This is a genomic window from Stenotrophomonas sp. 2YAF26 (assembly GCF_052114625.1).
Lineage (GTDB): Bacteria > Pseudomonadota > Gammaproteobacteria > Xanthomonadales > Xanthomonadaceae > Stenotrophomonas > Stenotrophomonas indicatrix.
On record NZ_JBFRFC010000009.1, the window covers coordinates 144,126 to 156,242 of the forward strand.

At 67.2% G+C, this 12,117-nt stretch carries 12 protein-coding genes; 2 read left to right on the forward strand and 10 right to left on the reverse strand.

What is annotated here, in order from left to right:
- The 6 genes from ruvC to aspS all read right to left on the reverse strand — a co-directional run bounded on the left by ruvC (position 1) and on the right by aspS (position 4,995).
- On the reverse strand, positions 1-522 hold the full coding sequence (ruvC, locus tag AB4Y98_RS11840) for a crossover junction endodeoxyribonuclease RuvC (protein ID WP_025874677.1): 522 nt from the start codon (positions 520-522) through the stop codon (positions 1-3).
- Positions 523-651: 129 nt separating this feature from the next.
- Positions 652-1,383, reverse strand: a complete 732-nt coding sequence (locus AB4Y98_RS11845; RefSeq protein ID WP_032975140.1) for a YebC/PmpR family DNA-binding transcriptional regulator — start codon at positions 1,381-1,383, stop codon at positions 652-654.
- 244 nt (positions 1,384-1,627) lie between these two features.
- A complete protein-coding gene (locus tag AB4Y98_RS11850) occupies positions 1,628-2,260 on the reverse strand; it encodes an esterase/lipase family protein (protein ID WP_025874679.1) in 633 nt (210 codons plus the stop codon).
- A gap of 77 nt (positions 2,261-2,337) precedes the next feature.
- Complete coding sequence (locus AB4Y98_RS11855; protein WP_099843426.1) at positions 2,338-2,859, reverse strand: GNAT family N-acetyltransferase; 522 nt, start codon at positions 2,857-2,859, stop codon at positions 2,338-2,340.
- Positions 2,860-2,891: 32 nt separating this feature from the next.
- Entirely contained in the window at positions 2,892-3,227 is a 336-nt protein-coding gene (locus AB4Y98_RS11860; RefSeq protein WP_363731999.1) for a DNA primase, read from the reverse strand.
- A 16-nt stretch (positions 3,228-3,243) separates the two neighbouring features.
- On the reverse strand, positions 3,244-4,995 hold the full coding sequence (aspS, locus tag AB4Y98_RS11865; RefSeq protein WP_059064882.1) for an aspartate--tRNA ligase: 1,752 nt from the start codon (positions 4,993-4,995) through the stop codon (positions 3,244-3,246).
- 160 nt (positions 4,996-5,155) lie between these two features.
- On the opposite strand from aspS, the gene AB4Y98_RS11870 reads away from it, so the two are divergent.
- Positions 5,156-5,905 carry a DUF3011 domain-containing protein gene (locus tag AB4Y98_RS11870; RefSeq protein ID WP_442244409.1) on the forward strand — a complete coding sequence of 250 codons (750 nt, stop codon included), beginning with the start codon at positions 5,156-5,158 and terminating at the stop codon, positions 5,903-5,905.
- A gap of 100 nt (positions 5,906-6,005) precedes the next feature.
- Here AB4Y98_RS11870 and AB4Y98_RS11875 read toward each other — a convergent pair whose 3' ends face one another.
- The 3 genes from AB4Y98_RS11875 to blaL2 form a co-directional block, all read right to left on the reverse strand.
- The gene (locus tag AB4Y98_RS11875; protein WP_336031573.1) at positions 6,006-6,647 is read right to left on the reverse strand and encodes a hypothetical protein; all 642 of its coding nucleotides are present in this window, start codon (positions 6,645-6,647) and stop codon (positions 6,006-6,008) included.
- Between the two features lie 56 nt (positions 6,648-6,703).
- The gene (locus AB4Y98_RS11880; protein WP_099843430.1) at positions 6,704-7,918 is read right to left on the reverse strand and encodes a cation:proton antiporter; all 1,215 of its coding nucleotides are present in this window, start codon (positions 7,916-7,918) and stop codon (positions 6,704-6,706) included.
- A gap of 106 nt (positions 7,919-8,024) precedes the next feature.
- Positions 8,025-8,939, reverse strand: coding sequence for a L2 family extended-spectrum class A beta-lactamase (gene blaL2, locus AB4Y98_RS11885; RefSeq protein ID WP_442244410.1), 915 nt, complete (start codon positions 8,937-8,939; stop codon positions 8,025-8,027).
- A 174-nt stretch (positions 8,940-9,113) separates the two neighbouring features.
- Between blaL2 and ampR the strand changes: the two genes are divergently transcribed.
- Positions 9,114-9,980: a LysR family transcriptional regulator AmpR gene (gene ampR / locus AB4Y98_RS11890; RefSeq protein ID WP_313250155.1), complete on the forward strand. Its 867-nt coding sequence runs from the start codon at positions 9,114-9,116 to the stop codon at positions 9,978-9,980.
- 78 nt (positions 9,981-10,058) lie between these two features.
- Here the strand turns inward: ampR and AB4Y98_RS11895 are convergent, their stop codons facing one another.
- Positions 10,059-11,924, reverse strand: a complete 1,866-nt coding sequence (locus AB4Y98_RS11895) for an ABC-F family ATP-binding cassette domain-containing protein (protein ID WP_312110462.1) — start codon at positions 11,922-11,924, stop codon at positions 10,059-10,061.
- Positions 11,925-12,117 lie beyond the last annotated feature (193 nt).

The following is a 12,117-nucleotide window of genomic DNA, read 5'->3' on the forward strand; positions in this document are numbered from 1 at the left end:
TCATTTGCGGCCCCACGCCTGGCGGGCAGTCAGCCCCAGGCGGTTGGCCGTTGCCCTTACGTGGGCATGGGTGATGGCCACGGCCAACGCGTCGGCCGCGTCGGCCTGCAGCTTGGTTTTCAGGTTGAGCATGAGCCCGACCATGTGTTGAACCTGTTGCTTTTCGGCGCCGCCACGACCGACCACCGCCAGCTTGATCTCGCTGGCAGCGTATTCGTGCACCGGCAGGTCGCGCAGCACCACCGCCGAAATCGCCGCGCCACGGGCCTGGCCCAGCTTCAGCGCCGAATCGGGGTTGCGCGCCATGAACACCTTTTCGATGGCCACTTCCTGTGGCTGGAACTCCAGGCACAGCTCGGCCAGGCCCAGCACCAGCAGCTTCATGCGCTGCGGGAAGTCATCGGCGCCGAGCAGCACCAGCGGCTGGTGATGCACGTGGCTGACCCGGCCGCTGGCATCGACATCGATGATGCCGACCCCGGTCCGTTGTGAACCCGGGTCGATGCCGAGAATGCGGGTCATGCGGCACACGCGCGCAGGCCGCTGATCCGGGAAGGACGCATGCGGCGGTGATGGCTGGAAACGTCTGGGGTCATCATGGTCCGCATTGTCCGCTCACCGGCCGCCAAAGGCGACCGGCACAGCGTCCGTTCAGGCGTAGGCGTCCGCGCCGAGATCGGCGTTGGAGTACACGTCCTGCACGTCGTCGAGGTCTTCCAGCATGTCCAGCAGCTTCTTGACCTGCAGGACGGTGTCGCCCTCGACCTTGATGTCGTTGTCGGCACGGAAGGTCAGCTCGGCATGATCCGGCGTGCGGCCAGCCGCCTGCATCGCATCCTTGACTGCGTGGAAGCTGTCCGCGGCGGTGAGCACGTCGATCGCGCCATCCTCCGGGTAGACCACGATGTCATCGGCACCGGCCTCGATGGCCGCTTCGGAGATGGCGTCCTCATCGGCGCCGGCGCCGTAGTGCAGCACGCCCACGCGCTTGAACATGAAGCTGACCGAGCCTTCGGTGCCCATGTTGCCGCCGCACTTGCTGAACGCATGGCGGACATCGGCCACGGTGCGCACGCGGTTGTCGGTCAGGCAATCGACGATGACGGCCACGCCACCGGGCGCGTAGCCCTCGTAGCGGATCTCTTCGTACTCGACGCCTTCCAGTTCACCGGTGGCCTTCTTGATGGCGCGCTCGATCACGTCCTTGGACATGTTCGCGGTCAGCGCCTTGTCCACGGCCACACGCAGACGCGGGTTGTTGTTGGGGTCGCCTCCACCGCCGCGGGCGGCCACGCCGATCTCACGGATGATCTTGGTGAAAATCTTGCCGCGCTTCGCGTCAGACGCGTTCTTGCGGTTTTCGATGGAGGGGCCTCTACCCATGGGTCTTTCCGTACGTGCGTTGATGGATAAGGCCGCGGATTCTACCTGATCGGGCCCGCTGACCGTGTCGAGAGCCGGTAGGATGCCGCCGGGCGTGGCCCGGCGAGAGCGTGCGAACCAACGGTTCGCACCCACCAAGGCAGGACGGTTCGCACCCACCGAAGCAGGACGGTTCGCACCCATCAAGGCAGGCCGGTAGCGCCGGGCCATGCCCGGCGAGCGCAGCGGCGCTGGGTGACGTCGCTCAGGCCGCAGCGGCGTCCCGGCCATGGTCGAACTGGCCATGGCGGAGGAAATGCGCGGTCTGTCGCGCGGCATCGGGTGACACCACCAGGCCGCTGTGGCTGGTGCGCACCACGCAGTGGTCGGCCAGGCCCGGCAGGCGGGTCTCGGCCAGCGCCACGGTACCGTCGGAATCGTCATCCAGCGCCCCGAGCAGGCTGCCCAGCCCATGCGGCACCGAGCCGGCGATCAGGCCGACGGCGGCCTTGCCCTGCCAGTCCGGCAGCCCGTCCAGCAACAGCTCGCTGCTGCGGCCCAGGGCCAGGCCCCAACCATGTTCGGACAACGAGCGCGCAGTGCCACTGCCCCGCAGTGGCGAGCCCAGGCAGACCACGCGCTGCACGGGCAACTGCGGCTGCCGGCGCAGGGCTTCCAGCGCCAGCAGGCCACCCAGGCTGTGCCCGACCAGCGACAGCGGGCCTGCATCTGCCAGCCGCTCCAGCAACTGCGGCACGGCCACATCGGGACCGCCAAATACGGACGAGTAGCCAAAGGTATGGACCTGGAAGCCGCGCGCGCGCAGGCGCCAGGCCAGCGGCCCGACCCAAGCACGGGCATTCCAGATGCCATGCAACAACAGAACGGGGGGAGTCATGTGCAACAGCCTGGCGGTCAGCGGGGCGGAACTACGGTGATTGAACAGAAGCCAGGGGCAAGCGGCAGTGAACGGTTTCAGGCCGGATGCGGCAGACGGCGCAGGATGAACTCAAGATCGTTGGTATCGCCCACCGGGAACAGGTACTCGCCGGCCTTTTCAAAACCGTACCGGGCGTAGAAGCGCTGCGCGCCGAAGTTTTCCGACCACACGCCCAGCCACAGCGTGCGCGGGCCGTCGTGCTCCAGCCAGGCCAGCGCGGTTTCCAGCAGGCGGCTGCCCCAGCCGCAGCTCTGCTGTGTCTTGATCAGGTACAGGCGCTTGAGCTCGCCGTCACCGGGCTTTACCTCCGGATGCGGCAACCCACAGGGGCCGGCGGCGGCATGGCCGACCGCCTCCCCATCCAGCTCCAGCAGCCACACCGCGTAATCGGGGTGGGCCAGGATCGTGCGCTGACGCTCGACCGTGTAGGCCTCGTCGATGAAGTCCTGCAGGTCCTGCGGCGGATACAGATGGCCGAAGGTTTCGGTGAACGTGCGTGCGGCCAGCGCCGACAGGGTCGGCGCGTCGTCCACAGTGGCGCGGCGGATCGAATACATGGGTCGAGTTGACGTCAGGACCACGGTTCGGGTCAAGCCCGCTCCGCCGGTTCCTTGTCGTCTTCTTCCTCTTCCTCTTCTTCGTATTCCTCGTCTTCCTCTTCTTCCTCGCCGTCTTCCTCTTCTTCGCCTTCCTCGTCCTCGTCGTACTCTTCCTCTTCGTCGTCTTCGTAATCCTCGACGCCGAAGTCTTCACCGTCCCAGCGGCCTTCGCCGTCGGCGACGAAGGTCAGGGCCATGGCCGACGGGTTGGTACCGACACGGACCAGCCAACCACCGAAGACACGTGCACGCTCGGTGACCAGGTTGGCCTCGGAGCCTTCATTGCCCAGCTTTTCCCACTCCAGCGAAAACGCAAACTCGGTCATTGCCTGGATCTCCTGATCAGTTTTTCTTGGGGCGAACCTGGATGTGCACTTCGGCCAGCTGCTCGTCGACGATCGGCGACGGCGCGTCGGTCATCAGATCCTGCGCACCGGTGGTCTTCGGGAACGGGATGACGTCGCGGATCGACTCGGTGCCGGCCATCAGCGCGGCGATGCGGTCGATGCCGAAGGCGATGCCACCGTGCGGCGGCGCGCCGTAGTTCAGCGCGTCGAGCAGGAAGCCGAACTTGGCGCGGGCTTCTTCGGCACCGATGCCGAGCAGTTCGAACACCGCGCTCTGCATGTCGGGGCGGTGGATACGGATCGAACCGCCGCCGATTTCATTGCCGTTGAGCACCATGTCGTAGCCGCGCGAAACGGCGGTCTTGGCGTGCGCGCGCAGGTCGGCGATGTCGTCCACGGCCGGCGCGGTGAAGGGGTGATGCAGGGCGACGTAGCGCTGCGCTTCCTCGTCCCATTCGAACATCGGGAAGTCGGTGACCCACAGCGGCGCCCAGCTGTCGGCGACCAGACCGAAGTCCTTGCCGGCCTTCAGGCGCAGCGCGCCCATGAAGTCGGACACCTTGTTGTAGCCGCCGGCACCGAAGAACACGATGTCGCCGTTGCCGGCGCCGACATGGGCGACCAGGGCGGCGAAGCCCTCTTCACTGAAGAACTTCTGGATCGGCGAGCTGATTTCACCGTTCTCGCCCACCTTGATGTAGGCCAGGCCCTTCGCACCGTACTTGGCGGCGTGCGCGGCGTACTCGTCGATCTGCTTGCGCGACAGGCTGGCACCACCGGGGATGCGCAGCGCGGCGACACGGCCATCGGCATCGTTGGCAGCAGCGGTGAACACCGGGAATTCGCTGGTCTTGACCAGTTCGGCCACGTCCACCAGTTCCAGCGCGATGCGCAGGTCCGGCTTGTCCGAACCATAGCGACGCATCGCCTCGGCCCAGGTCATGCGCGGGAAGCTGGCATCCAGTTCGACGTCGACCACTTCCTTGAAGATGGCGCGGATCATGTCTTCGACGAAGTCCTGCACGTCGCGCTCGCGGACGAAGGCGAACTCCATGTCCAGCTGGGTGAATTCCAGCTGGCGGTCGGCACGCAGGGCCTCGTCGCGGAAGCAGCGCGCGATCTGGTAGTAGCGGTCGAAGCCGGCCACCATCAGGATCTGCTTGAACAGCTGCGGGCTCTGCGGCAGGGCATAGAACTCGCCCGGGTGCATGCGCGCCGGCACCAGGAAGTCGCGTGCGCCTTCCGGGGTGGCCTTGGTCAGGATCGGCGTTTCGATGTCCTGAAAGCCCTTTTCGTCCAGGTGGCGGCGCAGGGCCTGCACCAGCTTGATGCGGGTGCGCTGCATGCGCTGCATCTCCGGACGGCGCAGGTCCAGATAGCGGTACTTCAGGCGGGTTTCTTCGCCCGGGTTCTCGTGGGCGTGGAACGGCAGCGGCGCGGCCTTGTTCAGCACGGTGATGGCGGTGGCGATCACTTCCACCTTGCCCGTGCGCAGCTTGTCGTTGACCGCGTGGCGGGCACGTACCACGCCTTCCACCTGCAGCACGTCCTCATAGCCCAGCGAGGCGGCCACGGCGAACACTTCGGCGTTGTCGAGCTCCACCGTCACCTGCACGATGCCTTCATGATCGCGGAGATCGATGAAGCAGACGCCGCCCTGGTTACGGGCCACGTCGGTCCAGCCGGCGAGGGTGACAGTCTGGCCAATCAGGGTCTCATCGACCAGGCCGCAGAAGTGGGTACGCATGGGGGGAAAGCTCCGCTGGAGAACGCCGGCGCCTGATGGGGGCCGGAAAGCCTCTTATTCTGCGGCCGAGGCCCCGGCCGGGGCAAATGCGGACGGTCACGCGGGCTTGATCGCCCCGGTCCTTATAGTCGCGCACCTACTCCCGTATGGGGATGTCGCCATGAAACTGCAGTCTCTGGCCAGCCTGGCCGTGATCCTTGGCACCTTTACCGCGCTCGCCCTGCACTCCGCCCCTGCCGCCGCGCAGGACGGGGTGGTCCGCTGCGAGAGCCAGAACAACCGCGAACGCGTCTGCAACACCGGCTGGCGCGACGCCCGGCTGGTCCGCCAGCTGTCCGGCTCGGCCTGTGTGGAAGGCCGAACCTGGGGCACCCGCAATGGCAGCATCTGGGTCAACAACGGCTGCCGCGCCGAATTCACCCAGGGCCGAGGCGGCTGGGGTGGCGGCAACGGCGGCGGTTGGGGTGGTGGCAACGGCAACGGCAACAGCGGCACCGTGCGCTGCGAAAGCCAGGACAACCGCGAACGCAGCTGCCCGGTCGGCTGGCGCAACGCGCGCGTGGTCCGGCAGATCTCCGGCACCCAATGTGTGGAAGGCCAGAACTGGGGCGTGCGCAACGGCGCGATCTGGGTCAACCGCGGCTGCCGCGCCGAGTTCGCCGAAGCCCGCGGCGGTGGCTGGGGCGGCGGCAATGGCGGCGGCTGGGGGGGCGGCAACAGCAACTACACCGTGACCTGCAGCAGCAACAACAACCGCCAGCAGAGCTGCAACTGGGACGACCGCCAGGGCCGGCCGGTGCTGCAGCAGCAGCTGTCCGGCAGTGCCTGCCAGGAAGGCCGGACCTGGGGCTACTCGCGCGGCAACGTGTGGGTCAGCAACGGCTGCCGGGCGCGCTTCGGCACGCGTTGATGGCAGGGTCGGATCCCTGGCCGACGGCCAGCGCTCTGCCCCTTGGGGGCGTGCAATGCTGGGGTCGGAACCCTCCAAAAGGAGGGATCCGACCCCGCAATCAGGGTGCCGGCGAAGCCTGGTCGCCCCAGGGCGCCGGCGGCAGCGCGACCGGCTTGCTGAGATCGAACTCGACCCGGAAACGGCGCCCTTCCGGGCGCGTCAGCTCATAGACAAAACGCTGGTCCGGCTCGATCTCCATCGCCCACGTGTTGTGGGTTGAAGCCAGCATATCGGCGCGGCGGAACATCGCTACGGACTCGCCATCGGCGGGGAACTGCTGGCGTTCGGCGGTACCCGGCGGCTTGCTGTCGCCGCCGTAGAGGGTGATCGCATCGGGGCTGCCATCGGCGTGGCGATGGTCGTGCTTCAGGCGCAGCCCGTGCTCGGTGCGGGTCAACACCCAGGTGCGCGAATGGTCATCACCGACGTGGAACGGGATGCGCAGCTCATGGCCCGGGTCGGCGCAGCCCCGCACGTGCATCACCAGCTTCTGCCCGGCGAAGGGATCTTTGCCGGTGGGTGCCGGCGTGTCTTCCACCACCCTGCCCTCGTACGCTTGGCCACAATGGGCAGCGACCGCGGCCATGAAGGCGTCGGCCGGCGCGGTCGACAGATCGTGGTTGACCGTATGCGATGGCTGCGAGCAGGCGGCGAGGCCGAGCAGGGCGAAGGCGGAAGCAACAGCGGCGATCGGTTTCATGCCCCAACCCTAACGGCCATGGCCGATGCGCGCAAACCGCACTCCCTGGATCTACCTCAGCGCTCGGCTGCAGGGGCGACGGCAACCACGTCCGTCGCCGCCACGGGTGCATCTTCGCCCTGCCCTGCCGGCTCCTGCTCGACCGGGTCGACATCGAACGGCGTGCGGAACACCAGCGAGGGCAGCAGCGTGGTCAATGCGGCGTACAGCAGCAACGCGCCGAACAGCACCGCGGGAATCTGGAAGCGATCGCGCATGATCGCGGCCAGCACCAGGGTGAAGATCAGCGTCGGTGCCAGTGCCAGCGATACGCGCAGGCTGCTGCGGAAGCTCTCGCCGAACATCACGCGACGCTGCAGCCAGACCACTGCGATGCGCAGCGGCAGCACCACCAGGGTGATGACGATGCCCAGCCCCAGCGCCTCCCAGCTCAGCGCTTCGCTGGGCACCTTGGTGCCGGCGTTGAAGAAATAGAACGGCACGAAGAACGAGGCGAACAGACGCAGCGCATGCAGGTTTTCGTGCGAAGCCAGCAGCGGCATTCGCTGGTGCAGCAGGCGCGCGACCAGGCCGGCAATGAAGGCGCCAACCAGGTAGTACACGCCCAGCAGGTAGGTGATGTACGCCGCCACCATGCCCACCATCACCAGCAGTGAGAATTCCGAGCCCGGTGCATGCGGCGCGACCCAGCGACCGAGCGCGATGAACAGCAGCGGCAGGCCGATCATCATCGCCAGCAGGGCCAGGCTGGACAGCGCCATGTGCCCGGGATCGCCAGCCTGCAGCACGATGAACAACGCCGCCAGGGCCAGCAGTTCACCGGCGATGGCCTTGCTGGTGACCCAGAACCGCTCGTCCTCGCTCAGCCCCAGCCGCGACAGCGAATCCATGATGAAACCGGTGGAGGGGGTCAGCAGCGCAAGCGCCAGCAGCCCTGCCGCCTGCCATGGCAGGCCGGCGTAACGCCAGGCCAGCCAGCCGACGCCGAACAGGGTCGCACTGCGGATCAGCAGATGCGCCAGCAGCGGCCACATGCCGCGCCGCAGGGCCTGCAGGTCAACTTCCAGGCCAGCGAACAGGAACAGTGAGGAGATGCCCAGCGTGGCCAGCAGTGCGATGACAGCGTCGTGCGCCTGGTCACCCAGCCAGAGCATGCCGATGATGCCGAACAGCAGGCAGGTCAGCGGCGCCGGCAGGCTGAACCGCTGCAGCGCGCGCGGGATGACCAGCAGCGCGAAGATCAGCAGCAGGTAGACCAGTTCATGGCTCATCGGGGGGACTTCCGTGTGGATCGAACGCGCGCAGGATGCGGGTTCGATCCGGATCGGGCAAGCCGGACACGGCTGAAAGTGTCCTCTCCTTTCGGCAGAGCGCCCTTCAGCGGATCAGCCCATCTGCAATCCGCCCGACCTGCGCAAGTACCGCCGCGCGCTGTTCGAGGCTGATCGTGCCCGCCTGCAGATAGGCGGTCAGGACCCAGGGCGAACCGCCCTGCACCGGCCACAACACGGCGATGTCGTTGCGGGCGTCTTCGCCATTGCTGCCGGTCTTGTCGCCCACCCGCCAGCGCTTGCCCAGGCCCGCACGAAGGCAGGCATCGCCGGTTTCGTTGTCGATCAGCCAGTCGGCCAACTGCTGGCGTGAGGCAGGCCTGAGTGCATTGCCCAGCACCAGACGCTGCAGCGTCGATGCAATGGCCGCCGGCGTAGTGGTGTCGCGGGGATCATCGATGGCGAAGCTGTTCAGTTCCGGCTCCAGGCGATCGCTGCGGGTGATCGTGTCGCCGGTGGCGCGCAGGAACGCGGTCACCGCCGGCGGCCCGCCGATCGCTGCGAACAACAGGTTGGCGGCGGTGTTGTCGCTGGTGATCAACGTGGCCCGGCACAGGTCACGCACGGTCAGGTCCTTGCCGACGTGGCGGCGGGTGACCGGCGCGTGCTCCAGGAGGTCCTGGGTCCGCACCGGCAGGCGCCGGTCCAGCAGTGCCGCATCGCGCTCGGCCTGCTTGAGCACCGTGGCGGCCAGCACGCTCTTGAAGGTGCTGCACAGCGGGAAGCGTTCGTCCTGGCGATGGCCGAGGCGGCGACCACCAGCGCTGTCGAGCAGGGTTACGCCGAGTCGACCGCTGCACGCCTTTTCCAGTGCGGCGAAGTCGGCGGCGGCGGCGATGGCGGCATCGACCGGTGTGGCGGGCACGGTGGCGGGTGCGGCAGCCCGGGCCAGCAGCGGCAACGCAAGGGTGGACGCGACTGCGGCACTACTGAACTGCAGGAATCGACGACGGGCAAGCATGCGGAATCCTCGTGGAAGTTGTCCCGATTATTGAAAGGGTGGGCAAAGGCGACCAGCGCGTTTTTTCAGCGTCAGTCATGAGATTAATTCATGCATGACGCATTAAACCCTTTATTTATCCAACGCCCATGGCAAGGCGCTACCATCAGCCATCATCCTGCCTCACACGTCCCCATGCTGCACCCCACCCTTTCGCTGAATGCGTTGCGCGCCTTCGAAGCGGCTGCCCGGCACCAGAACTTCACCCGGGCCGCCTTGGAACTCTGCGTCAGCCAGGCGGCGCTGAGCCACCAGATACGCGGGCTGGAGGACCGGCTGGGTATCCGCCTGTTCCATCGGCTGCCCCGCGGCGTGGCGCTGACCGAGGAAGGAGCAGCCCTGTACCCGGTGCTCAATGAATCCTTCGAGCGCATTTCAGCCAGCATCGCCCGCTACACCGGTGGCCCGGCGCGGGAAGTGCTGACGATCGGCGTGGTCGGCACCTTCGCCACCGGCTGGCTGCTGCCGCGGCTGGCCGCGTTCGATGCGGCCCACCCGGATATCGAACTGCGGCTGCAGACCCACAACAACCGCATCGACCTGGCCGGTGAAGGCCTGGACCTGGCAATCCGTTTCGGCGATGGCGACTGGCAGGGACAGGCCTGCACGGCGATCCTGGACGCGCCGTTCGCACCGTTGTGCGCGCCGGCACTGGCGCGACGGCTGAAGCACCCCCGCGATCTGGCGGCCTTGCCGCTGCTGCGTTCGTACCGCAGCGACGAATGGCCACGCTGGCTGCAGATGGCTGGGGCCAACGGCGTGGAAGCGCGCGGACCGGTGTTCGATTCGTCATTGACGCTGGCGGTGGCTGCGGCCGGTGGCGCGGGCGTTGCCCTGCTGCCGTTGCGCATGTTCGAAGCGGACCTGGCCGAGGGCCGGCTGCTGCAGCCGTTTGCCACCACGCTGGAACTGGGCCGCTACTGGCTGACCCGTCTGCGCTCACGTGCTGAACGTGAGCCAGCCAGGCGCTTCCGAGAGTGGTTGCAGGCGCAGGGCGCGTAGGTAGTGCCGGCCGCTGGCCGGCACCCCCTTGATCGTTGTGGGCGCATCGCATTGCCGGCCAGCGGCCGGCACTACCGATCAGGATTCCAGCAGTTCCATCCAGGCCGCTTCGGCCTTTTCCAGCTGCGCCGCGGTAGCTTCGCGGTCGCGACCGAGCACGGCCATGCGCGTGGCATCGGCGTAGTTGCTCGAGTCGGCAAGCTGCCGGTCCAGTTCGGCCAGCACACCTTCCAGCTCGGCGACCTTGGCTTCGGCGCTGGCCAGCTTGTGCGGGTTGACCGGCTTCTTCTGCACCACCTGCGCGACCGGTGCGGTCTTGACCACCACCGGCTCCTCCACCTGCTCCATGCGTGCCTTGGTGCCCTGCGCCTGCGGGCGCGTGCGCAGCCAGGCGGCATAGGCGTCGAGGTCACCGTCGAACGGTTCGACCACGCCATCGGCCACCCGCCAGAAGGTGTCACAGACCAGGCCGATCAGATGACGATCATGCGAGACCATCACGATCGCGCCGTCGAAATCGGCCAGGGCTTCAGCCAGGGCTTCGCGCATTTCCAGATCAAGGTGGTTGGTCGGTTCGTCCAGCAGCAGTACGTTCGGCTGCTGCCAGGCGATCAATGCCAGCGCCAGGCGTGCACGCTCGCCACCGGAGAAACCATCCACCGGTTCAAAGGCACGGTCGCCCGGGAAATTCCACTTGCCGAGGAAATCGCGGAACGACTGGTTCGGTGCATCCGGGGCCAGGTCGCGGAAGTGCTCCATCGGCGACTGGCCTTCATGCAGCGACTCGACCGTGTGCTGGGCGAAGTAGCCGATGCGCAGGTCCGGGTGCGCGGCGCGCTCGCCGGCGATCGGTGCCAGCTCGCCCACCAGGGTCTTCACCAGTGTCGTTTTACCGGCGCCGTTGGGGCCCAGCAGGCCGATGCGCTGGCCCGCTTCCAGGCCAAAGCCCACGTTGTGCAGGATCACCGAGTCGCTGCCGTAGCCGGCCTCGACGTGGTTCAGGCGGATCAGCGAGAACGGCAGTTTGGCCGGCGGTGCGAACTCGATGCGGAATTCGCGCTCGGCGCGGACCGCTTCGGTACCGGCCAGCTTGGCCAGTCGCTTCATCCGGCTCTGTGCCTGCGCAGCCTTGCTGGCCTGGGCCTTGAAGCGGTCGATGAAGCTCTGCAGATGGGCGCGCTCGGCCTGTTCCTTCTCGTGCGCGATCTGCTGCTGACGCAGCTGTTCGGCGCGCTGGCGCTCGAAATCGGTGTAGCCGCCCGGATACAGCTTGGCACCGCCACCGTGCAGGTGCAGGGTGTGGGTGGCGACGTTGTCGAGGAACTCGCGGTCATGCGAGATCAGCAGCAGGGTGCCCGGATACTTCAGCAGCCACTGTTCCAACCAGTACACCGCGTCCAGATCCAGGTGGTTGGTCGGTTCGTCAAGCAGCAGCAGGTCGCTGGGCATCATCAGCGCGCGGGCCAGGTTCAGGCGCACGCGCCAGCCGCCGGAGAACGAGGACACCGCGCGGTGGTGCGTTTCGGCCGGGAAACCCAGCCCATGCAGCAGCTTGCCGGCGCGCGCTTCAGCGTCGTAGGCGTTCAGCTCGGCCATGCGCGTATGCGCCTCGGCCACGGCTTCCCAGTCTTCACGGGCGGTGGCCTCGGCCTCGGCGGCCAGCACGGCGGCAACCTCGACGTCACCGCCCAGCACGAAGCTCAGCGCCGGATCCGGCAGCGACGGGGTTTCCTGGGCGACGCTGGCGATGCGGATCTTGCCGGGCAGGTCGACGTCACCCTTGTCGGCCTCCAGCTCGCCCTTCACCGCCGCGAACAGGCTGGACTTGCCAGCACCGTTGCGGCCGACCACGCCTACCCGGTAACCGGCATGCAGAGTCAGGTCGACATTGGACAACAGCAGCCGCTCGCCGCGGCGCAAGGCGAAATTACGAAGCGAAATCATGGGGGGAGGCGTCCATATAACCGAATGGAATGTGCTGGTAAGCACTGTTCCTGCGACGCAATTCTAACGTTAACGAATACTTGACGCGCCCCGGGATGCGCGGCGGGCGACGTTCCTCTCTCCCACGTCCTGTCCGCGCGCCTCCCGGGCCCCTTCCCCGTCACCGCCTGTCGCAGCTAAATGGTTGCTGCTG